Raw genomic sequence first — 20,982 nt, 5'->3', positions numbered from 1 at the left:
GGTTGTGCTCGCGATTCTGGTATCAGGCTAGGAGGGCCTTATAGGGGAGAGTTTTGCCGGATGTAACCCCCTAAAATGCGAGTAGGGGAGTAGGGGAGTAGGGCAGTAGGGCAGTAGGGCAGTAGGGCAGTAGGGCAGTAGGGGAGTAGGCAGAGGTTCGAGCGCCCTTTTAAACATACTGCCCTACTGCCCTACTGCCTTATTCCCTAACCCAGCCAACTGATCCGTGATCTCGAACCGCTCGGAAGCACCGATGCGGATCATGTTCAGGCTGCCTTCGCGGGTGAAGCGGAATTCGCCGGGCCCGTTTGAGCCGGCCGGCTTGCCGGCCTTGAAGCTGATGATGCGCGTGCCGCCATCGGGCCATGTCACGGTCACGTCGGTCTTGTCGCCGGTGCGCACGACCGCCGCCTTGCAGTTGGTCATCGGCTGGCCGAGATAGCGCGCGCAAGGGATGGCGTTGCCAGCACCAGGGACCGGTGTCCCCGGCGGCTGAAGCCGCGCAACGGTCTGTGCGTCGGGCGGAGGCGCCGCGTTGGCCGCGCCGAAATTTTGGACGGGACCCATTGCCGCGGGCGCCGATCCATCAACCTGTCCGGTCGAGGGGTTTCCAGCGGCCAGGGCCAGGCGGTAAGCATCCTCGATCGCCACCCTGCCGATTGCGTCAGCGGAGTTCAGCTCCGTTTCGGGAGCGGTCGCGCCGAGGCGCGTTGTCAGATCGGGCAGCGGTTGAGAGGCAGGGCTCTCCGTATTGGCCGCCGCCTGGGGTGTCACTTGCTGGGGATTGATAGGGTCGAGGTAGCGCGCGGGCGCCCATCCGCTCAGCTTGGGGTCGTCAATGTCTTCAACCTTGCACCACCGATGGCCGCTGACGTCGCCGCAGCCGAGATTTTTGACGCTCGAACCAATCGGCAGCCGCGCCTCGATCTTGCCCATGGCCGATGCCGTGGCGCGCACGTTCAGGAGATCACCCGGAGCGAGACCCGTTACAATCGAGATGATGGGCTCCGGCTCCTGGCCCTTCGCCGGCAACCCCGCCAGCATCAGCGGAGCGGCAATCACCGCAAGCAGCATCGTCGGGAGTGTTACTGTGCGCCTAATCATCTGCCATGGGCGGTAGGTTGCATTGCGAAGGCGTGGCCAGGCACGGAAGCGCCATCGCACGCCAGCCGGTTTTTATAGGCGACGAGGCGGCGCTGTGTAAGCCCGAAAATGAGTAAGGTGCCGCGTGTTGAATCGCGGAGCAAGCCACTTCCGTGAGCTGAAAGCCGGCAAAATATTGCACATTTCATGTAAATATGCACTCTCTCAAGTAAGGTTGAGGAGGGCAATATGGTCGACCTTGAAATATTTGCACAGGTGGAAAACATAGTTCGCCAGCGTGTCAAGAAAACGCGCGCCGAGATTGAGGCTTCACTTGGTCACATCGCTAACGGCAATCCGCTGGCCGCCGAACAGACCCTCTCCAGGCGGCTCGACAGGTTGCAGGTAAAGGCGTCGCTCAGCCGCACCGAAGCGGAGATGATATCGGCTGCAATAGACATGAGGTCTGCCGGGGAGAGAAAGGCCGCCGCCAAACAGCCAGGACCGGAGGCAATTCTCGGCCCAACGCTCGACTTCATCGGGATCGCATTCCTGGAGCGTGGGCGTCGTGCTGCCGATGCGGTCGGCCGCGTTGCCTTTCTCAACGGCAATCCACAAGGATCGGGTTTCCTGGTCGGGCCAAGGCTGTTCCTCACAAACAACCATGTGATTTCGTCGCCGGCGGATTCCCGGCGCTTCCAGGTCCAGTTCGATTATGAGCAGGACGGTGCGAATGCCGTGCGTACGCCGACGACGTTCCTGTTCGATCCTGAATCCTGTTTCGTGACCGATAGCATAGAGGGTCTGGACTATACGCTGATCGGGGTCGGTGAGCGGCGTTCCGGCCCAAAGGAACTGGGGGAGTTCGGTTTTATCTCGCTGTCGGACGCGCGCGACAAGCATATGCTTGGCGAAATCGCCAACATCGTTCAGCACCCCGATGGCCGCTTCAAGGAACTGGTGCTGCGTGAAAACCGGCTGGTGGCCCGCGACGAAACGGTTCAAGTGCTGCACTATGTTGCCGATACCGAACAGGGTTCCTCCGGTTCACCGGTTTTCAACAACGAATGGGAGCCTATTGCCCTGCACCATTGGGCCGGCCCGTTCCACGAGGTGACGGGCATAGGTGGCTATGCGCTTGCGCGCGAGATCAACGAAGGCATACGGATCAGCGCCATCGTTGACGATCTCGGCGCTAGAAAGTCCAGGCTGCCGGGCTCCTCGGCATCGGCGGTTTCGCAAGCTCTGGCGATTTGGGCCGGCACGCCGCGCATGATGGACGAAACAGTTCGGCTGAACGCCGACATTCGCGAAGATGTGCCGGACAAGCCGGTGCAGCGGCCGGAACCCGATGACAATCCACCGGCGACGAGACACAACGCCGATGGCTCGGTCACCTGGACTTTTCCCGTCGAGATAAATGTCCGGGCGCCCTTGATCGACCGCGACGGAGGCGATGCAAGACGAAACGACGGCAAAGGCCCGGCAAGCGAACCCGCGAAGGTGGCCATCGCCGAGGCCGCGGGTTGGAAAACGGAGGATTTCGACGATCGTGGAGGGTATGAACCCGGCTTCATACCAGGCTTTGTCCTGCCAATGCCGACGGTTGCCAATTCACCCTACCGGTTGGCCAAGAACCTTCTTGCCAAACCTGGCGAGGATCCACACGAATTGCGCTATCATCATTTTTCGATCTTGATGAACGCCGATCGCAGGCTTGCCTTCGTCACCGCCTGCAATATCGATGGATCCCGCACCAAGGCGGTCAATCGTGACGACAAGACCGTCATCGACAACCCGTCGCTTGTCGAGTTGGGAGTGGAGTCGATTTCCGGTTCGGAAGCCAGCGACGCTTTCCGGCCCGACCGTCGCATCGACCCTGGCGAGCAGATGACCCAGGAATTCTATTCGAGCCAGAATGTGCCTGGATTTCCCGTCCCAAAATCCAAGGAACGAATAGCTCGAATGTTCCAGAAGGGCCATATTACGCTTCGCGGCGACCCTGCATGGGGGGTGGATCAGGAGGCCGTCGCGGCAGAGCGGGACACGTTCTTCTATCCCAATGCTGCGCCGCAAGTCGGCTTCTTCAATCAGGGAAGCTCGCTTGACCATCCCGGCTCCAAGGGGAAACTGAGATGGCGCGCGGTGGAAACCTATGTGCTGCGCAACGCCTATACGACGCGAGGCCGTGTCACGGTGTTTGCCGGGCCAGTGTTCCGCGAGGACGATCCTCCCTACCGCTTCAACAGCCATGTTCCGCTGAAGTTCTGGAAGATCGCGCTGTGGTCCGATCAAGCTGACCTGCGCGCCATCGCGCTGCTGGCGGATCAAAAGCCGGTTTTGGAAGTGATGCCCGAGGCGTTCGGTGGGCGTGCCGAGGCATTCGACGACCCGCTTGAAATTGCCAGGGTATCGGAGTTCCTTTCGACGGTGGCCGAGATTGAAGAACTGACTGGCCTGAACTTTGGCCAGCAGGTGCGCGACGCCGACATTCGGGCCGGATCCGAATCGGCCCCCGCACAGACTTTCAACCCAACGCAACTGGCGCCCAAGACCTCACGGCCAAAGGCTTCATCGCCCAAGACTTCAGTGACCAAGATTTCGGCGGCCAGCACCGGACGTCCTGCCAGGCGATCGAAGCGATCCGCGTCCGACAAGTGAAGATTGGACCGGTCGCGGCTTCTGAGGCTGCTTGCCTGCCGCTCGAAGGCGGTCATCCGTCCAGCCTGGCATGGGCAAGCTCAGCCTGTTCCTCGTTCGGCCCGGTATGAACGCGGTCAACCCGGCATGAAGCCGGTGCGTAGCGCGTGAGCCCATTCCGGCCGTCCCGCCTGCTCGGCCTGACGCGCTGCCGCCTCATGGTCGTAATCGACGGCGATGGCCTCGAAGCGATCGGGATGCAGGTCGACGATGCCATAGCGGGCGTGCGGCGAGCCTTGTTGGGAGACATGCGCCGGCGGCGTGTCGTCGTGATAGGCCGGGCAGCCGATGCTGCCTGGATTGAAAATGACCGGACCGCCGGGAATGCGGACCAGCTCGCTGCGGTGGCTGTGACCGCAAAGCATGATGCGGCAGGCGGGATCGATCGCGCCGAGTCGCCGTTCGATGGCGGCCAGTGGGGCGCGTACCAGCCGGCCGTCGACTATCGCGTCAGCCAGGTATTTTTCATCGTGGTCGGGCCGGGCATGGAAGGCGAGCACGCCAGGCGCCACCTCCAGCGTGACGGGCAGCGCGAACAGCGCCTCGCGCTGGGCTGCCGCCAGCCGTTCATGCGCGTAGCGGTCGGAAGGCCACATGGTCTCGTCGGCGGTGTCGTAGGCAACGCGGCGGTCGTGGTTGCCGCGCACCGTCGGCAGGTCGAGCGCCTCGAGCCGCTCCATGGTCTCGCGCGGCCAGAGCGGGCCGGAAACGCAATCGCCGAGATTGACAATGAGGTCGGCGCCGCCGCGTCGCCGCAGATCATCAAGCACGGCGTCGAGCGCCAGGACATTGCCGTGGATGTCGGCGAGGACGGCAATGCGCATGGCAGGCTCCGTTAATTGGAATGGCTGGAGGGCAATTATCTTCCTCACCTCGCGAAGCGGGCGAGAGCGGAATGCAGCTTCGGGTCGTTCAGGCGCGGACCTCGATCTCGTGGCCGCCGACCGCCGGCAACGATGCGTCGTCGCCGGCCGCGGCAATGACGCTGTCGAGCAGACCCGGGAAGCGGCGGTCGAGATCGTCACGGCGCAGCGTGATCAGCCGGCTGGTGCCAACCGCCTCGGTGCGGGTAACGCCGGCCTCACGCAGCTTGGCCAAATGGTAGCTCAGATTGGTCTTCGAGCAGAGGTCGAGGAACCGGCTGCAATTCAGCGGCACGCCCTCCTTGCTCGCGAGATAGCGCACGATGGCCAGTCGCGTCGGGTCGCCGAGCACGGCAAGCACGTTCGGCAGGCTGATCTGGTCGGCGGTGGGATGGGGCAAGGTCATGACCAGGAATTAAGCACATTCGGGGCCGATTTCAACGCATCTGATCCTTCGCGGTTCTGGTGGTATTCGGGCCTGTCCTGACACAGGGCTGTCAGTAGGGTTCGATTAGTCTGCACAAGCTCATTGACATCATGCCCTGTTATGTCCAATTGTTCAATAACCTTTGAACTAAGGAAATTGCCATGGATAAGCGCCTCATCTGGCTTGCGCTCGGATCATTCACGATTTCGACCGAAGGTTTCGTCATCTCCAGCCTTTTGCCCGACATTGCAAAGGATGCCGCCATCTCCGTTCCGCTCGCCGGCACGCTGATCACGGCGTTTGCGCTCGCCTATGCGATCGGCACGCCGATCCTGGCAACGCTGACTGGCGAATGGGACCGGCGCCGCGTCATCCTGTGGACGCTGGTGTTCTTCGTGTTGGGCAACGTCGCCGCGGCGCTGAGTTCCTCCTTCGAATTGCTGTTGATCGCGCGCATCGTCATGGCGCTGTCGTCAGGCCTGTTCGCGGCGACCGCGCAGGGAACGGCCGTTGCGCTTGTCGACGATCATCACCGCGCCCGCGCCATTGCCGTGGTCGTCGGCGGCACCACGGTTGCGGTGGCGGTCGGCGCGCCGCTTGGCGCGCTTGTTGCGACGGTTGCCGGCTGGCGCGGCACCTTCTTTGCCATTGCCGGCCTTGGCGCGCTCGCCGGCGCGATCCTGTGGTACCGGCTGCCGCGCGGCATCGTCGGCACCAGGCTGCCGCTCCGGATGCGATTGGCAGCGGCACTTCGCCCCGGCGTCATGCCCATCCTGGTGACGACGATCCTGGCACTGATCGGCGCCTTCACTGTCTTTGCCTTTGTCGCGCCGCTCGCCATCGAAGGCGGCGGCCTGAGCCCGATCGCGCTACCCGGAATGCTGCTCGCCTTCGGCGTTGGCGCGGTCATCGGCAATATCGGCGGTGGGCAGGCCGCCGACCGTTTCGGCGCGACGCGCACCGTCTGCTGGTCACTGGCGCTGAGTGCCGCCATGCTGGTCACGTTTTCGCTGATCCCGACATTCCTGCCGCGCGAGATCGCCGGGCCGGCACTGATGGCCATGATGGTGCCGTGGGGCATCGTCGGCTGGGCATTCCCGCCGGCGCAAGCCAGCCGCATCATCAAGCTGGCGCCCGATGCCGCGCCCATCGTGCTGTCGCTGAACGCTTCGGCACTCTATCTCGGCGTCGCACTGGGTGCCGTGGTCGGCGCCGCGGTGCTGCGCTATGGCGCACCGGCCGACCTCGGCGTGGTCGCGGCGGCATTCCCGATCATTGGTTTGGGCGTGGTGCTGGCGGGCTACCTGGCGGCGCGACCGGTGGCGATGCCGGCCGAATAAGGCTTGTTAGCAAAGCTTGGCTGCCGGCCGCCGACAATTCAAGTCGCGGCCGGCGGTGCGTCAAAATCCAGCGCGGCGATTTCGTCCAGTGCCACTCGCAGGCTTGCCGCCTGCTCTTTTCCAAACATCTCCTCGAAGCGCTGCTGGGCGACTTGCCACAGCTTCAGGGCTTCTTCGAGCTTGGTCCGGCCCTGCGGCGTCAGCCTGACGCGCCTGATGCGGCGGTCGGCAGGGTCGGCGAAGGCCTCGACATAACCGTCCCGGATCAGCGGCTTCAGCGTATGACCGAGGGCCGACAGATCCATGACGAGGGCCGCGGCAATCGCACCCATCGTCGGTTCATTGCCGACGTGGATTTGATAGAGCAGGCCCTGCTGCGTGGCCTTAATGCCCGAGGGTGCGAGCACATCGTCATAGAACTGGCCGAGTTTCCGCGTCGCGCGGCGCAGCATGGCGTTGTTGCAAAACACCAGGCCGGGCAGGGTGGTTCGGGACATTGGCGGATTTCCGATGAGGGGACCGGAAGGGACCCTCGATGCGAACCAGAAATAGTCCTCGCTCCGCGGATTGACAAGATGGTGGCATATGCCTACGTACGGATAGTGGCATATGCCTTTAATTAGCCTGCCGGTCGAAGCAAGGGTGTTGCCCCGCGGCACCGGCATTTGGAATCGAACCAGAAGGAACAAGACAATGAGCGAACAGAACAAAGGCACGGCGGTCGTCACCGGTGCCTCGTCGGGCATCGGCGCGATCTATGCCGACCGGCTCGCCGGCCAAGGGTATGATCTGGTGCTGGTGGCGCGGCGCGCCGACCGGCTGGAGGAATTGGCGGAGAGGCTCCGCTACGCGTATGGCATCAAGGTCAGCGTCATCAGCGCCGACCTGGCCGACGACGCCGATCTGCGACGGGTCGAACAGGCGATATCAACCGACGACAGCGTGACGCTGCTGGTCAACAATGCCGGCCTTGGCGGCGCGCAGGTGATGGCAACGGCCGACGCCGATGTCGCCGAGCGCATGATCAAGGTCAATGTGGTGGCGCTGACCCGGCTGACGCGCGCGGTGCTGCCGGGACTATTGGCGCGCAACCGCGGCGCCATCGTCAACATCGCCTCGGTGCTGGCCTTCGACACCTCGTTCGGCGGCATCTATAGCGGCACCAAGGCCTATGTCGTCAACTTCACCGAGGCCCTGCAGCGGGAAGTCGCCGACAGCAGTGTAGCCGTACAGGTCGTGCTGCCGGGGGCTACGCGGACCGAGTTCTGGGAAGTCGCCGGAAGCGATATTGCCAATGTGCCCCAAGAGATTGTCATGACTGCGGACGATCTGGTCGATGCCGCGCTTGCCGGCCTGGCCAAGGGTGAAGCGTTCACGGCACCGGGTCTTGCCGACGTTGCCGGGGTGGATGCCTTTCTTGGCGTCCGACAAGGCTTCTTCGGTAGCCTGCTGGCCGGCAAGCCGGCGGCACGCTACGCTGCCTGAAATAACTGGTCTTACGCTGTCCGCCACATCGGAATGATCGAGGCGGCCAGCAGCAAGCCAAGCACGGCGTTGAGGATGCGCCACTGCCGCTCGGTTCGCAGCAACCGGGCGAGCAGCGTGCCCGCCACGCACCACGCCGCCAGCGATAGCGCCGCGGCAAGGCCGAAGACCGTGCCGAGCAGCAAGGCGAGCTGCAGTGGCCCGCTGGCGAGCGCGGCAAAAGATGCCGCCGCTCCCAGCCCCATGGCCCAGCCCTTTGGGTTCATCCATTGCAGGCCGGCGCCGCCCAAAAAGCTGTTCGGCTTTGCCATGGTCACGTCCAGATTGGGCGGGCCGCTGCGGCCGATCTTGAGGGCAAGCCATACCAGATAGAGGGTGCCGGCTATTTTCATTGCCAGTTGCAAAGAAGGGGCGGCGGCCAGCAGACCGGCGAGCCCGGCAGCACCTGCCGCAGCCACCGTGGCCAGGCCGGCCGCACTTCCGGCCATCAGCGGTATAGAGCGGCGAAAGCCGAATTGCGCGCCGGACGCCGTCGACAAAGTCGTGGCCATGCCGGGTGTTGAGGTTGAGACCAGTGCAAACAGGACGAGGGGAAGGACGGTTTCAAACATGCTGCTTCCTTTGAAGCCTGCACGGTAGGCTGTTTGGCTCATCAGTAAATGCAATGTTTGCTATGACGTGCATTAGCAAATATAATGGCCAGATGCTCCGCAACCTCGATACTGCTCTGGTTCGAACCTTCGTCACCGTTGCCGACAAGGCAAGCATGACGGCGGCGGCCAACGCGCTGCATTTGACGCAAGGTGCCGTCAGCCAGCAGATCAAGCGTTTGGAAGAGGTTCTCGGCTGCAGCCTGTTCGAGCGCGACCGGCGTGGATTGCGGTTGACCCGATCCGGCGAGCGATTATTCGGCAAGGGCAAGCGCCTGCTTTCCCTCAATGACGAGATCCTGGCGGAGATAGCGGGCGATGCGGTTGCCGGTCAGGTGCGGCTTGGCGTGCCGTATGACCTTGTCGGCACCTTGCTTGCGCCGGTGCTCAAGGCCTATGCCGAGGCGTATCCGCAGGTCGAGATTTCGCTGATCTGTGCTTCGTCGCCGGAGTTGGCTGCGGCCTTGGCGGCCGGCACGATAGAGCTCGCGGTGATCGAGGAGCCGATCGGTCGGTCGGCCGGCGAATGCCTTGTTGTCGACCGGCTGGTTTGGGTCGGCGCCAAAGGCGGCGGGGCTCGCAGCAAGCGCCCCTTGCCGGTTTCGATGGTGGCCGAGACCTGCGCGTTCCGCCCGGTGGTGCTGGAGGCGCTTAACGAGCACGGCCTGGAATGGCGCACCGTATTCGAAAACGGCAGCATCGACGCGACGACGGCGACGGTGCGTTCGGACTTGGCCGTCACCACCTGGTTGGCGTCGACCGTGCCTGCCGACCTCGATATTTTGGCCAACGATCCGGAACTGCCGTCGCTGCCGAATTTTTCGATCAATCTGCATTTGCCGAAGCACGGCCTTGCGCCGGCTGCACTGGCGTTCGCGGGCCACCTCCGCGATGGGTTGGCACGGCGACGGGAGGCGGCTTAGAAAACAGCAAAAAGGACGGCCAGTGTTCAGCCGTCCTTGATCGCCTCGGCAGCCTCTATTTCCAGTTCTTGCGCCGCTCGATCTCGGCTTCGGACGGCTGCTCCGTGGCAAAGGACCCGGTCTTGATCTCGCCGGAGCGTTCATAGCTCGCCATGATGACACCGGTGGTCGATGCCTGCGAGCGGGTCAGCTTGAAGGCGGCAGGTATTGTGCCGCTGCCGAACAGTTTTTTGCCCTTGCCCAGCACCAGCGGGAAAATCAGCAGGCTGATCTCGTCGATCAGGTCATTGGCGAGCAAGGTCTGGATCAGCTCGCTCGATCCCTGAATGAGCAGGTCCGGGCCGTCCTCCTGCTTCATCCGGCGCAATGTCGCCACGACGTCGCTGCCGAGCGGCTGGCTGTTTTGCCAGGACAGCGTATCTGGCCTGTGCGTCGCCACATATTTGGTGACGGCGTTGAAGCTGTCGGCGATCGGGTCATTCTTCTGATAAGGCCAGTGGGCGGCGAAGATGTCGTAGGTTTTGCGGCCGAGAAGCAGCGCGAACGGTTTTGAAAACGTCTCGCCCATGGCGGCGCCCATCACATCGTCCCAGTAGTGGAACGTCCAGCCGCCGAACTTGAAGCCGCCGACCGGGTCCTCGTGCGGGCCGCCGGGCGCTTGCATGACGCCGTCGAGGCTGACGAATGTTGCGGCGATGATCTTCCTCATTGGAGCTCCCTTTCCCTGATCCGTGCCGTCATGGCCGGACTTCGAGCCAAGGACGGGCGAACGGACATTTGTCCGACAGCGGCCGGCAAATTTCCAGGGCTGGAAGGGCGGATGACTGCCGACCTTAGTTGCGTCAGTTTGGAGCAGACGCTCAGCCCAGACCGACGACCGTATCGTAGAGCAGCTTGAAGTTGAGCACCAGGATGAGGGCGGCAACCACCCAGGCCAGCACGGCGACGGCGCGGGAAATGGCGAAATTGCCCATTTTGCGCTTGTCCGAGACGAACTGCACCAGCGGGACGACCGCGAAGGGAAGCTGCATCGACAGGATCACCTGGCTGAAGACCAGCAACTGGCCGGTGCCCTTCTCGCCATAGAGGGCGGTGACGACCACCACCGGGATGATGGCGATGCCGCGCGTCAGCAGGCGGCGCGCCCATTGCGGGATGCGCAGCCGCAAGAAGCCTTCCATCACGATCTGGCCGGCCAGCGTCGCCGTCACCGTCGAGTTCAGGCCGGAGGCAAGCAGCGCCACGGCAAACAGAATGGAAGCAATGCCGAGGCCGAGTAGCGGCGACAGAAGCTCGAAGGCCTGGCCGATCTCGGCGACGTCATGATGACCGGTGCCGTGGAACGCCACCGCCGACACGATCAGGATGGAAGCATTGACGAACAGCGCCAGTATCAGCGCGATGGTCGAGTCGGTCGTCGCCCATTTGATGGCGTCGCGCTTGCCGCGATCGGTGCGCTCGTAGGCGCGGGTCTGCACGATCGAGGAGTGCAAATAGAGATTGTGCGGCATCACCGTGGCGCCGATGATGCCGATGGCAATGTAAAGCATCGCCGGATTGGTGACGATCTCGGACGACGGCACGAACATGGCGTGCAGGATGGAGCCGACCGGCGGCGCGGCGGCAAAGATCTGAATGGCGAAGCAGCCGAAGATGATAATCAAAAGCGCTATGATGAAGGCCTCGAGGAAACGGAAGCCCTTGTTCATCAGCAACAACAGCAGGAAGGCATCGAGCGCGGTGATGATGGCGCCGCCGATCAGCGGAATCCCGAACAGCAGTTGCAAGGCGATCGCCGTGCCAATGACCTCGGCCAGGTCGCACGCTATGATGGCCAGTTCGCAAGCGACCCACAGCATGAAATTGACCGGCCGCGGGTAATAGGCGCGGCACGCCTGCGCAAGGTCACGGCCGGTGGCGATGCCGAGCCGGGCGGCGAGCGCCTGCAGCAGGATCGCCATCAGGTTCGACAACATGATAATGAATAGCAGCGTGTAACCGAACTGGGCACCGCCGGCGAGGTCGGTCGCCCAATTGCCCGGATCCATGTAGCCGACCGAAACCATGTAGCCCGGCCCCACGAAGGCGAACAGCCGGCGAAGCCAGATCCCCGAGTGCGGCACCGCGATCGTTGCGTTGACTTCGCGAAGGCTGGGCTGCTCGTCGTCTTCCGGGCGGGCAAATCGCCACATGGATCGGGGGGCTGAGGTGGCTTCGGCTTCCGACATGAAATGGCTTTCCACTGGAACGATCGATGTTGTCTCCTTATCTATGCCACGGCTGAACATTATGCAATATGCTATATTTCATTGTTCATGCTTTTTCGTGTGCCCACTTGACGGTGCGACCGGAACGGCAGTGAACGCCGGTTGCGCCGGCCACCGAATGGAAATAAACGGCCAGAACCAATAGGGTTCCGTGTTATGACTGCAATGCCGATTCAAACTGCCGGGAGGAGCGCGTATTGGCGCTGAAGAAAAGACCGGTTCCTCGCGAAAAGCCGCTGCCTGACGCAGAAATCCACTCGGAAGGGTTCCGGCAGACGCGTGAAGCGCGCCGCAGCGCGCTGGTCGAGGATTATGTCGAGCTCATCGCCGACCTGATCGAGGACGGCAACGAGGCGCGCCAGGTCGACATCGCGGCACGGCTCGGCGTCGCCCAGCCGACGGTGGCGAAAATGCTGACGCGGCTGTGCGCAGACGGGCTGGTCTCCCGGAAACCCTATCGCGGCGTGTTCCTGACCGATGCCGGGCGGAAGGTTGCGGAAGAGAGCCGCATTCGCCACCAGACGGTCGAGGCTTTCCTGCGCTCGCTCGGCGTCAGCGCCGAGACGGCGCGCATCGACGCCGAAGGCATCGAGCACCATGTCAGCGCCGAGACGCTCGAAGCCTTTCGCAAGGCAATAATCGCCGCCCGCTGATTGATCGAAGCGATATGCAGTGCGACTGACCTGCTCACTCGTTCGTATCCTGCACCCAGTTGCGCGGGTGACCATCGACGCGAAACTGGAAGATGAAATAGGGTGGGATGCAAGTGCCCTTGCCGGGCTTTGCTTCCGGCAGATCGTCAAAACCGGCGGTGCAGATATAGTCCTCGCGGCAGGGATGGGCCTTGTCGCAAGCACGCAGGCCAGCGGTCTTGGTGAATTCCCTGGTGCAGAATTCGTGGTCCTTGCCGGAGCCTATGCAGTCGTTGAAGCCGGTCTTGGCGAGGCGGCCGCAGCTTGCCTCGTCGGGCAGCTTTTCGCAGGTCGCCTTGCGCAGCATGCCGCCGGGAAAGCCGCCAGTCTTCTGCTCGGGATTATCGTAACGCTGGCGCGCCGCGCCATAGCCGGCGAGCTTTATCGGCGGTTTTCTATCCCTGGCCGGGTCGATGGCGCAGGCCTTCGCGGTTGCCGGTGACAGACGGCAATATTGGTCGTTGCCCCATTTCGACATCCTGATCTCGCCGAACTCCACCGGATCGCCAACCGCGGTGCCGGCCTCGCTGACGCAGGTACCAAAGCCCGGATGGATGGCGCTCTCGTGGACCCCGGCGCAACGCAGGCCTTCGTCGCAGGTCCAGTCTACGAAACTTGGGTCGGTGCCGCGATAGCAGGTCGAGCCCCATCCATTGTAGAGATCGGTGCCTTTCAGCGCTTCGGCGTATTTTGCCTCCTGACGGCCGGCAAAGCCGCGGCTGAAATCCGGGCGTCTACCAGCGGCGAACGACTCGACAATGGCGCGGCGGCGCGGCAGGTCGGCAAAAAACACAGCCGAGCCCGGCACGAACACCGCGTTGCGGCGCGGTTCGCTGGCCGGGTCGGCGCCGGTGTAATGGAACCCGGCGATGCCGTGCGTCTGGTGACAGCCGGTGCATGTCATCTCGTTGAGGCGCAGATTGAAGCCGGCCACCGATTTGACGGTGCGAAGCGTATTGCCCTTGGCGACATAGACCTTGAGCGCTTTGTCGATAGCATCGTCATCGAGCAGCCCAAAAGCCAAATTGTTTTGCGACCGGCTCATACCGCCGGGTGCCACCGAAACCGCGGTGGTCGCGAGGAATTTTTCGTCGATCACCAGGCGGCCACGGTCGAGATCATAGATGTTGCGGTCGGTGAGCAGCCATCTTTCGAAGGTTTGCCTGTCGGCCAGCACCAGCTTGCGGTCGATCTGGTTCTCCATTTTCGCTTCCTGGAAAATGGCTTTGGCCGGGTCCCACTTGAATATCTTCAACAGATACTCAGCGTGGCCGCCGAAATCGCGCCGGCTCGAAGCCGATAGGCGCACGACCTGCATGTTGAGCTCGAGCCGCATGATCTGCGAAGAATTCAACATCGCGCTGGAAAGCGGGCCTTCTTCCGAGCGCAGCCAGACCGCCAGTTGATCCGGCTCCAGATTCTTCTGCCCGGCGACAAGCCAGCGCTTCGCCACGTCCGCGCAGGAACCGTTAGCCGAGCGCGGACGGTCCTTCGAGGCGCGAGTCTGTGCCGAAGCCGGTATGGCGTTGAAGACCAGGCTCAGGGTCAGCGGCAGGCGCGACGAGATGCGTTGCCCAGGCTTCTCCTCGACCGAATAGTGGAAGCGGTAGATCAGCCTGATCTCGCCGCATTCGGTGTGGCCGAGATAGCCGCGATCCATGCGATTGACGATGCCGGTCAGGTCCAGCGTCGAACCGTCGTCGTCGATGTAGTTCGGATTGAACTTCTGGGTGATGTCTTTCGAGTTTGCCAGAGCGGCTACATAGGAGTCGGGGCTGTTCCTTGGTTCGTCTACGATCTGCTGTTTGACGGCGTTGCGGACCGGGCTCAGCGCGCGCACCGAAAACAGCCCGCGATTGTCGACGTCGCGTGTCAGTCCGAGCGCTGGCCCAAGCAGACGGCTGATCGATAGCCCGCCGCGCTCGAGCGCCTGCAAGGTCTCGGGATCGGTGATTGCGACACTGGAATCGAGAGTGACGGCGCTGGCCGGCGCGGGGCCTAGGCAAGACAATGCCGCAAACAGCAACAGAACCCGCCCGATCATCCGCAAGCGCCCCCTCGCTTCCACAGCCACGGTGGATGCTACAGACCTTGCGACGTCTAAGCCAGAGCAGACCCGCGTCAGCCGGCATTGCTTGTTAGCGCGAAAAATACTGTGACTTGGCGTAACCATTGGGATAATTGTTTGCTGGGTTGGAACCGGCCTGGACATCGGCGGGTTGATTGCAAACATGCATCACGGGGGTTGCCATGCTCTGGAAGGGCCGTCGTCAGAGTGACAATGTCGAGGACGAGCGCGGCCAGAGCGGCGGGCTTGGCGGCGGGCCGGGGCAGTTTCGCATCCCGATCGGAGGTCGCGCCGGCGGCGGCGGCATGTCGGGCATTATCATCGTAGGATTGATTTTCCTGGCAGGGTGGTATTTCGGCTTCGACCCGAGTCAGATCCTCGATAACAGCGGCTTGCAGCCCGGCGGCGGCGGCCAGATCACCGACAATAGCGGCGAGCAAGGCGGCGGTACCGGTGCGCCGGCCTCCGACGAGATGAAGCAGTTCGTGTCGACCGTGCTGGCCGAGACCGAGGATACCTGGACTGGTATTTTCCAGTCCGAGGGCCTGACCTATCAAGATCCAAAACTGGTCCTGTTCAGCGGCCAGATTCGCTCCGCCTGCGGTTCGGCCTCGTCAGCGGCCGGACCATTCTACTGTCCCAACGATCGCAAGGTCTATCTCGATACCACCTTCTTCCAGCAACTCGATCAGCAGTTCGGTGCCTCGGGCGATTTCGCACAGGCCTATGTTATTGCGCATGAGGTCGGCCATCACGTGCAGAACCTCGTCGGCATCCTGCCCAAATTCAACCAGATGCGGCAGAATATGAGCGAGGCCGACGCCAACCACATGTCGGTGCAGGTCGAGCTGCAGGCCGACTGCTTTGCCGGCATCTGGGCACATTTCACCGGCCAGAAGGGCATTTTGGAACAGGGCGACATGGCGGAGGCATTGAACGCCGCAAAGCAGATCGGCGACGACACGCTGCAGAAGAAGATGCAGGGCTACGTCGTGCCGGAAAGCTTCAACCACGGCACGTCGCAGCAGCGGCAGGCCTGGCTGGCGCGAGGCTTCCAGAACGGCAAGCTTTCGGACTGCGACACGTTCAACAATCCGATCTGAGCCGACGGTTTTCTCGCGAATCCGAGAGACTGGATAGCAGTCAGGGGATGTCAGGATGAAAACACCCTGCCCGTTCCCTCATTGTTCCCAGCGATGTGTTCGCCTATAAGGTGCGTTCGCCTTCGCCCCGGGCGGCCCGAGGAGATATCATCATGATAGACCCCAAAACCGCCAGGCGGGGCCTTGCGCTTGTTTTCACCACCCTGCTGCTCGACATCATCGGCTTCGGCATCATCATGCCGGTGCTGCCGGCCTATCTCAGGGAATTGACCGGCGTCGGCATCAGTGAGGCGGCTATCGAGGGCGGCTGGCTGTTCTTCGCCTATGCGGCGATGCAGTTCATTTTCGCACCTGTGATGGGCGGGTTGAGCGACCGGTTCGGGCGGCGGCCGATTCTGCTCGCCTCGGTGCTGACGTTTTCCATCGACAATCTGATCTGCGCTATCGCCTGGTCCTATCCGATGCTGTTCATCGGCCGGGTGCTGGCCGGCATTTCCGGCGCCAGCTATTCCACGACATCGGCATTCATTGCCGATATCTCGACCGACCAAAATCGTGCGAAGAATTTCGGGCTGCTCGGCATTGCTTTCGGCGTCGGCTTCGTCATCGGGCCGGTCCTGGGCGGGTTGCTCGGCACGTTCGGGCCGCGCGTTCCGTTCTATTTCGCTGCCGGGCTTGCCTTCGTAAACTTTTTGATCGCGCTGTTTCTGTTGCCGGAAACGCTCGATAGCAAGCATCGTCGCCGCTTCGAGTGGAAACGCGCGAACCCGGTCGGCACGCTCGTCCAGATGCGCAACTACGAAGGCATCGGCTGGATCGGGCTTGTCTTCTTTCTGATGACGCTGGGGCACATGATGTATCCTGCGGTCTGGTCGTTCGTCTCCAGTTATCGCTATGGCTGGAGCGAACAACAGATCGGCTTCTCGCTCGGCGCCTTCGGCCTGTGCGGGGCTATCGTCATGGCGACGGTCCTGCCGCGCGTGATCCCCAAGCTCGGTGAGTGGAAGACGGCGGTAATCGGTCTGGCATTTACCGCACTCAGCGCCTTCGGCTACGCCTTCGCGTCGCAAGGCTGGATGATCTATGCAGTGATCGTCGTCGGCTGCCTCGAGGCGTTGGCCGATCCGCCGCTCAGGAGCCTTGCCGCCGCCAAGGTGCCGCCTTCGGCACAAGGCGAACTCCAGGGCGCGATGACCTCGATCTTCTCGATCACCTCGATCATCACGCCGCTGCTTTATACGGCGATCTTTTCCTGGTTCACGGGGCCGAACGCGCCCGTGACCTTCGGCGGCGCACCCTACCTGCTCGGCGCGATTTTCCTGACGCTGGCGCTCATCGTCTTCGTCACGAAAGTAGCCAAGCCGGCGGCGCTCAGAAACGTCACGTCCGGCGTTGCTGAAGACGGAGCACAGATATGAGCCATGACGGCCGCATAGCCCTGACCAAGGACGGGCTGTGGAGACCGATCCGGCCAACGAAATGCCCGTCACACTGGTTCTTCGGGAGCCTTCTTCTCTTTGCGCGACTTAAACAGACCGGTTGACCGGTTTTAATGGCTTCATTGAAAAAAGGCGATAGGAATGAGGGCAACAATGCAACTCCGGTAATCGCGCGGTCCGGCCTCGAGGCATTCGCGCCGCATTTTGTAACTCTGACCATTCGAACTCCCGCCCTAGTTTACGTCAGAAGCAACAAACGCGGGACCTGGATCGAAGACGAGAGGAGAGCAACATGTTGAACCGGATACTTCATCGCGCGGCGCTCATGGCTGTGGCTGTCTGCGCGGTGCTCGTTGTAGTGGCGGCTCATGCAGCGCCTGCTGGACGGGCAGGTCAGGTGCCGCCCGGGTTCACCTCGGCCAAAGCCGCGGTGAACGGCAGCAGCATGCACTACCTGCGTGGCGGGCACGGACCAGCCCTTATCCTGGTGCATGGATTTCCGGAAGATTGGAACGAATACCAGGCCGTCATGCCGAGACTGGCGCAACGCTTCACCGTCGTTGCCGTCGACCTGCCCGGCATAGGCCGCTCGGAGCCTGCCAGGGGCGGCTATGAAGCCGCCAATCTTGCGGCGCAGATCCATGGGCTTGCCGACGCTCTGCATCTGGAAAAACCCTATGTGGTGGGTCACGACCTCGGCGGCATCGTCACCTATGCCTATGTCAGGCGCTTTCCCGACACGCTGCGCGGTGCGATGATCCTCGATGTTCCGATGCCCGGCATCGACGGCTGGGACAAGGCGATGTCGGGCACGTGGCATATCGGTTTCATCCAGGCGCCCGGCGGCCTCGCCGAAAAGGTGGTTCCCGGTCGGCAGGCCGCCGTGCTTGGCTGGTTCCTCGACTTCGGCAAGTTCACCAGGCAGGAACGCAAATACTATTTTCGCATCTATCGAGCGCCTCAACTGCATGCCGCGTTCGAGATCTACCGCGCCTTCCCCAGCGATGCCGAATGGAACGCCGCCCAGACGGCGCCGAGCACCGTTCCGCTCGTCATCGCCTTCGGCCAGAAGTCCCCCTTTGTTGCGCTGCTGCCGACCTTCCTCGCCGGCTACCGCGCCAAGGGCATGAGCCATGTCGAGCGCGCCGAGATCCCCGATGCGAGCCACTATGTGCTGGCCGACAATCCTGATGCGGTTGCCGAGCTGATCGAGAAGCGGGCCGGCGCCGGCGCGCCATGACCGGGATCAGCTAAAACCAAGGGAGAAGAAGCCGCAAACCAGTGTAGCATCACCTGGTGCTCAATCCATTCGCTTGGAATGTCGAGCGCCTTGACCAGCATTGCACCTCTCTGCGCCGATAGTTTGCGGTGATTGGACCCCAGGTCCGACAGAAAACCCTGGCTGACGCCGATCATGGCCGCCAAATCGGCTTGCGTCAGCCGCCACCAGTTGCGCAGCGCCTTGAGCCGGCTGGAGCCCCGCAAGATGTCCATGGTCACGTCCGCGGGCAGTGCCCTTTCCGCTCGGAGATCGGCCTTACGCTCGTCGTAGATCGCCGCATCGGCAGCGTCTTCCAGAGCTTCTTCGGCGGCACGCAAAAGGATCTCGTAATCCGCCTTGGGATAACGACCAGTTCCTCGCCGGTTGGGGTCTTGATAATTTGCGGGGCGTTCATGGTGTTCTGTCCTACTATGGCCGACGGTAGGTTGTCGTTTCGCGTGTGCCGACATAGATCGCAAGGATCGTGGCGCGGTCTTCGTCAAATATGACTCGGTAGCGACCCGATCCGAAGTCTGTAACCTTTCCTGCCGACAAGACGCTTGGTATCTCCGCGACCGCCGACTGCGTAAGAAATCGGACCTTCCGAGACCTGCTCGCGGACGTCCGGCGGCAAGTTGTCCAGATCACGCGCCGCCGAAATATTATAGCTGATGCATCCGCTTGGTCAGCGCTCGGCCAGTGCCGGCTCGCCACGCTTTTCGCGGATCAGGTTGACGAAACGGCGGAACAGATAGTGCGAATCCTGCGGGCCGGGCGAGGCTTCGGGATGATGCTGGACCGAGAAGACCGGCTTGCCGGTGAGCGCGATGCCGCAATTCGAACCGTCGAATAGCGAGACATGGGTTTCCTCGACGCCGCTCGGCAATGAGTCGGCGTCGACGGCAAAGCCGTGGTTCATCGAGACGATCTCGACCTTGCCGGTGGTGTGGTCCTTGACCGGATGATTGGCGCCGTGGTGGCCCTGATGCATTTTTGCGGTCTTGCCGCCCAGCGCCAGCGCCAGCATCTGGTGGCCGAGGCAGATGCCGAACAGCGGGATATCGGTCTTCAACAGATCCTGGATGACCGGAACGGCGTAGTCGCCGGTGGCTTCCGGATCGCCGGGGCCGTTGGATAGAAAGATGCCATCGGGCCGCATCGCCAGGATCTCCTCGGCTCCGGTCTTGGCCGGCACCACGGTAACCCTGGCGCCGAGGCCGGCAAGCAGGCGCAATATGTTGCGCTTGACGCCATAATCGATGGCAACGACGTGCATCGACGGGTCGGCCTGTTCGCCAAAGCCCTCGTTCCAGGCCCAGGGTGTCTCGCGCCAGACCGAGGATTGGCCGGAGGTGACCTCCTTGGCCAGATCAAGCCCGATAAGCCCCGACCATGCGGCGGCGCGGCGCTTGAGGTCTTCGATGTCGAAGATACCGTCTGGGGCGTGCGCGATAACGGCATTGGGCATGCCCTTTTCGCGGATCAGCGCGGTCAGCGCGCGCGTGTCGATGCCCGAAAGTGCAACGATGCCGCGCTTCTTCAGCCACTGGTCGAGACCGGTTCCGGCGCGGTAATTCGACGGGTTGGTGACATCGGCCTTGAACACGGCGCCGACGGCGCCGGCGCGGGCCAGCGGATTGAGATCCTCGATGTCTTCGTCATTGGTGCCGATATTGCCGATATGCGGGAAGGTGAAGGTGACGATCTGGCCGGCATAGGACGGGTCGGTGAGGATCTCCTGATAGCCGGTCAGCGCAGTGTTGAAACAGACCTCGGCGACGGCGGAGCCGGAAGCGCCCAGACCACGGCCCTCGATGACGGTGCCGTCGGCCAGCACCAGCAGAGCGGTCGGCTTGTCGGTGGCCCAAGGGGGGGTCGATGCGGCGGTCATCGTTGCCATGGCGGCACTCCTAAAGGCTGCGCCCCTCAATCGGCGCAACAAAAAGCGCGAAGCGGCAATCTCACAGCCTCGGCGCGCTAACTTTTTCACTTGTGCATGTCGTTGCCCCAAAACCGCTACGCACTTTTGGGCGACGTGCACTAGAATTCAATTCATGCAAGGCACAGTACATAGGGGAAGGCGCCAAGGCGGTCAATGATGCCGCGCCGTACGTGCCTGGATTTATTTCGTCGAACAATATCAGGGATTTGCCGGACATAGTCGAATTTGCCTTGGGCTTTCGGCACGGCTATTGTCCACCGCATTCGAAGGAGAAGCACCATGCGAGGCAAAATCGCCGAATCCCTGAAGAGCGCGATGAAGGCGCAGGACAAGCGCCGGTTGCCGACATTGCGGCTGATCCAGGCGGCCATTCATGATCGCGACATCGCCAATCGCGGGGCCGGCAAGGAGCCGACCAGCGAAGATGAGATCCTGCAGATCCTGGCCAAGATGGTGAAGCAGCGTGAGGAATCGGCCAAAGCGTTCGATGACGGCAAGCGGCCGGAACTTGCCGCGCAGGAGCGCGACGAGATGGCCATCATCCGCGACTTCCTGCCGACGCAACTGGGCCAGGCCGAGACGGAAAGCGCCGTCCGTTCCGCCATCGCCGAGACAGGTGCTAGCGGCGTCAAGGACATGGGCAAGGTGATGGCGGCGCTCAAGGAGAAATACGCCGGCCAGATGGATTTCTCCAAGGCGAGCGGCATCGTCAAGAGCCTGCTTCAGTAGGGATTTTTCC

The 20,982-nt window shown here is 62.5% G+C and carries 19 protein-coding genes; 9 read left to right on the top strand and 10 right to left on the bottom strand.

The features are described 5' to 3' along the window. Positions 1-183: 183 nt before the first annotated feature. Positions 184-1,074, bottom strand: coding sequence for an SH3 domain-containing protein (locus NKG95_RS13400; protein WP_353041059.1), 891 nt, complete (start codon positions 1,072-1,074; stop codon positions 184-186). Positions 1,075-1,332: 258 nt separating this feature from the next. Between NKG95_RS13400 and NKG95_RS13395 the strand changes: the two genes are divergently transcribed. Next, positions 1,333-3,744 (top strand): DNA/RNA non-specific endonuclease, encoded by a 2,412-nt coding sequence (locus NKG95_RS13395; RefSeq protein ID WP_353041057.1) that lies wholly within the window; start codon positions 1,333-1,335, stop codon positions 3,742-3,744. A gap of 116 nt (positions 3,745-3,860) precedes the next feature. Here NKG95_RS13395 and NKG95_RS13390 read toward each other — a convergent pair whose 3' ends face one another. Both NKG95_RS13390 and NKG95_RS13385 read right to left on the bottom strand, forming a co-directional pair. Next, positions 3,861-4,607 carry a metallophosphoesterase family protein gene (locus NKG95_RS13390; RefSeq protein ID WP_352846739.1) on the bottom strand — a complete coding sequence of 249 codons (747 nt, stop codon included), beginning with the start codon at positions 4,605-4,607 and terminating at the stop codon, positions 3,861-3,863. 88 nt (positions 4,608-4,695) lie between these two features. Beyond that, complete coding sequence (locus NKG95_RS13385) at positions 4,696-5,052, bottom strand: ArsR/SmtB family transcription factor (RefSeq protein WP_023719360.1); 357 nt, start codon at positions 5,050-5,052, stop codon at positions 4,696-4,698. 182 nt (positions 5,053-5,234) lie between these two features. On the opposite strand from NKG95_RS13385, the gene NKG95_RS13380 reads away from it, so the two are divergent. Continuing rightward, positions 5,235-6,413 carry an MFS transporter gene (locus NKG95_RS13380; RefSeq protein ID WP_352791391.1) on the top strand — a complete coding sequence of 393 codons (1,179 nt, stop codon included), beginning with the start codon at positions 5,235-5,237 and terminating at the stop codon, positions 6,411-6,413. A 38-nt stretch (positions 6,414-6,451) separates the two neighbouring features. On the opposite strand, the gene NKG95_RS13375 is transcribed toward NKG95_RS13380, so the two are convergent. Beyond that, entirely contained in the window at positions 6,452-6,910 is a 459-nt protein-coding gene (locus NKG95_RS13375) for a MarR family winged helix-turn-helix transcriptional regulator (protein WP_352639948.1), read from the bottom strand. 196 nt (positions 6,911-7,106) lie between these two features. Between NKG95_RS13375 and NKG95_RS13370 the strand changes: the two genes are divergently transcribed. After that, positions 7,107-7,898 carry an SDR family NAD(P)-dependent oxidoreductase gene (locus NKG95_RS13370; RefSeq protein WP_353041055.1) on the top strand — a complete coding sequence of 264 codons (792 nt, stop codon included), beginning with the start codon at positions 7,107-7,109 and terminating at the stop codon, positions 7,896-7,898. An 11-nt stretch (positions 7,899-7,909) separates the two neighbouring features. Here the strand turns inward: NKG95_RS13370 and NKG95_RS13365 are convergent, their stop codons facing one another. Continuing rightward, complete coding sequence (locus NKG95_RS13365; RefSeq protein ID WP_352918408.1) at positions 7,910-8,509, bottom strand: LysE family translocator; 600 nt, start codon at positions 8,507-8,509, stop codon at positions 7,910-7,912. A 53-nt stretch (positions 8,510-8,562) separates the two neighbouring features. Here NKG95_RS13365 and NKG95_RS13360 point away from each other — a divergent pair, with 53 nt between their 5' ends. Then, positions 8,563-9,471 carry a LysR family transcriptional regulator gene (locus NKG95_RS13360; protein WP_353041053.1) on the top strand — a complete coding sequence of 303 codons (909 nt, stop codon included), beginning with the start codon at positions 8,563-8,565 and terminating at the stop codon, positions 9,469-9,471. 55 nt (positions 9,472-9,526) lie between these two features. Here NKG95_RS13360 and NKG95_RS13355 read toward each other — a convergent pair whose 3' ends face one another. Next, entirely contained in the window at positions 9,527-10,180 is a 654-nt protein-coding gene (locus NKG95_RS13355) for a dihydrofolate reductase family protein (RefSeq protein WP_352494935.1), read from the bottom strand. Positions 10,181-10,331: 151 nt separating this feature from the next. After that, entirely contained in the window at positions 10,332-11,699 is a 1,368-nt protein-coding gene (locus NKG95_RS13350; protein WP_352483177.1) for an Nramp family divalent metal transporter, read from the bottom strand. Positions 11,700-11,935: 236 nt separating this feature from the next. Here NKG95_RS13350 and mntR point away from each other — a divergent pair, with 236 nt between their 5' ends. Then, complete coding sequence (mntR, locus tag NKG95_RS13345) at positions 11,936-12,391, top strand: manganese-binding transcriptional regulator MntR (RefSeq protein WP_023678308.1); 456 nt, start codon at positions 11,936-11,938, stop codon at positions 12,389-12,391. 34 nt (positions 12,392-12,425) lie between these two features. On the opposite strand, the gene NKG95_RS13340 is transcribed toward mntR, so the two are convergent. Next, positions 12,426-14,474: a hypothetical protein gene (locus NKG95_RS13340; RefSeq protein ID WP_353041052.1), complete on the bottom strand. Its 2,049-nt coding sequence runs from the start codon at positions 14,472-14,474 to the stop codon at positions 12,426-12,428. A gap of 206 nt (positions 14,475-14,680) precedes the next feature. On the opposite strand from NKG95_RS13340, the gene ypfJ reads away from it, so the two are divergent. From ypfJ to NKG95_RS13325, 3 genes are all read left to right on the top strand, one after another. Further along, positions 14,681-15,601 carry a KPN_02809 family neutral zinc metallopeptidase gene (ypfJ, locus tag NKG95_RS13335; protein WP_023719351.1) on the top strand — a complete coding sequence of 307 codons (921 nt, stop codon included), beginning with the start codon at positions 14,681-14,683 and terminating at the stop codon, positions 15,599-15,601. Positions 15,602-15,753: 152 nt separating this feature from the next. Next, entirely contained in the window at positions 15,754-17,019 is a 1,266-nt protein-coding gene (locus NKG95_RS13330) for a TCR/Tet family MFS transporter (protein WP_353041050.1), read from the top strand. A 313-nt stretch (positions 17,020-17,332) separates the two neighbouring features. Beyond that, the gene (locus tag NKG95_RS13325) at positions 17,333-18,280 is read left to right on the top strand and encodes an alpha/beta fold hydrolase (protein WP_352763224.1); all 948 of its coding nucleotides are present in this window, start codon (positions 17,333-17,335) and stop codon (positions 18,278-18,280) included. On the opposite strand, the gene NKG95_RS13320 is transcribed toward NKG95_RS13325, so the two are convergent. Together NKG95_RS13320 and carA are read right to left on the bottom strand one after the other, a co-directional pair. Next, positions 18,208-18,804 carry a helix-turn-helix domain-containing protein gene (locus NKG95_RS13320; protein ID WP_353041048.1) on the bottom strand — a complete coding sequence of 199 codons (597 nt, stop codon included), beginning with the start codon at positions 18,802-18,804 and terminating at the stop codon, positions 18,208-18,210. The two genes, NKG95_RS13325 and NKG95_RS13320, sit on opposite strands and share 73 nt — an antisense overlap. A gap of 182 nt (positions 18,805-18,986) precedes the next feature. Beyond that, positions 18,987-20,201, bottom strand: coding sequence for a glutamine-hydrolyzing carbamoyl-phosphate synthase small subunit (gene carA, locus NKG95_RS13315; RefSeq protein ID WP_353041046.1), 1,215 nt, complete (start codon positions 20,199-20,201; stop codon positions 18,987-18,989). A 321-nt stretch (positions 20,202-20,522) separates the two neighbouring features. Here carA and NKG95_RS13310 point away from each other — a divergent pair, with 321 nt between their 5' ends. Then, entirely contained in the window at positions 20,523-20,972 is a 450-nt protein-coding gene (locus NKG95_RS13310; RefSeq protein WP_353021609.1) for a GatB/YqeY domain-containing protein, read from the top strand. Positions 20,973-20,982: the final 10 nt, after the last annotated feature.

Origin of the sequence: Mesorhizobium sp. M1423 (genome assembly GCF_040317575.1) — a bacterium.
GTDB lineage: Bacteria > Pseudomonadota > Alphaproteobacteria > Rhizobiales > Rhizobiaceae > Mesorhizobium.
Note: the sequence above shows the minus strand (reverse complement) of the source record. Positions and strands in the feature narration are given on the sequence as shown.

Bases quoted from the DNA above. Each gene is read 5' to 3' on its own strand.
- NKG95_RS13400 (WP_353041059.1), bottom strand. From the start codon at position 1,074: ATGCTGCTTGCGGTGATTGCCGCTCCGCTGATGCTGGCGGGGTTGCCG.
- NKG95_RS13395 (WP_353041057.1), top strand. From the start codon at position 1,333: ATGGTCGACCTTGAAATATTTGCACAGGTGGAAAACATAGTTCGCCAG.
- NKG95_RS13390 (WP_352846739.1), bottom strand. From the start codon at position 4,607: ATGCGCATTGCCGTCCTCGCCGACATCCACGGCAATGTCCTGGCGCTC.
- NKG95_RS13385 (WP_023719360.1), bottom strand. From the start codon at position 5,052: ATGACCTTGCCCCATCCCACCGCCGACCAGATCAGCCTGCCGAACGTG.
- NKG95_RS13380 (WP_352791391.1), top strand. From the start codon at position 5,235: ATGGATAAGCGCCTCATCTGGCTTGCGCTCGGATCATTCACGATTTCG.
- NKG95_RS13375 (WP_352639948.1), bottom strand. From the start codon at position 6,910: ATGTCCCGAACCACCCTGCCCGGCCTGGTGTTTTGCAACAACGCCATG.
- NKG95_RS13370 (WP_353041055.1), top strand. From the start codon at position 7,107: ATGAGCGAACAGAACAAAGGCACGGCGGTCGTCACCGGTGCCTCGTCG.
- NKG95_RS13365 (WP_352918408.1), bottom strand. From the start codon at position 8,509: ATGTTTGAAACCGTCCTTCCCCTCGTCCTGTTTGCACTGGTCTCAACC.
- NKG95_RS13360 (WP_353041053.1), top strand. From the start codon at position 8,563: ATGTTTGCTATGACGTGCATTAGCAAATATAATGGCCAGATGCTCCGC.
- NKG95_RS13355 (WP_352494935.1), bottom strand. From the start codon at position 10,180: ATGAGGAAGATCATCGCCGCAACATTCGTCAGCCTCGACGGCGTCATG.
- NKG95_RS13350 (WP_352483177.1), bottom strand. From the start codon at position 11,699: ATGTCGGAAGCCGAAGCCACCTCAGCCCCCCGATCCATGTGGCGATTT.
- NKG95_RS13340 (WP_353041052.1), bottom strand. From the start codon at position 14,474: ATGATCGGGCGGGTTCTGTTGCTGTTTGCGGCATTGTCTTGCCTAGGC.
- ypfJ (WP_023719351.1), top strand. From the start codon at position 14,681: ATGCTCTGGAAGGGCCGTCGTCAGAGTGACAATGTCGAGGACGAGCGC.
- NKG95_RS13330 (WP_353041050.1), top strand. From the start codon at position 15,754: ATGATAGACCCCAAAACCGCCAGGCGGGGCCTTGCGCTTGTTTTCACC.
- NKG95_RS13325 (WP_352763224.1), top strand. From the start codon at position 17,333: ATGTTGAACCGGATACTTCATCGCGCGGCGCTCATGGCTGTGGCTGTC.
- carA (WP_353041046.1), bottom strand. From the start codon at position 20,201: ATGGCAACGATGACCGCCGCATCGACCCCCCCTTGGGCCACCGACAAG.
- NKG95_RS13310 (WP_353021609.1), top strand. From the start codon at position 20,523: ATGCGAGGCAAAATCGCCGAATCCCTGAAGAGCGCGATGAAGGCGCAG.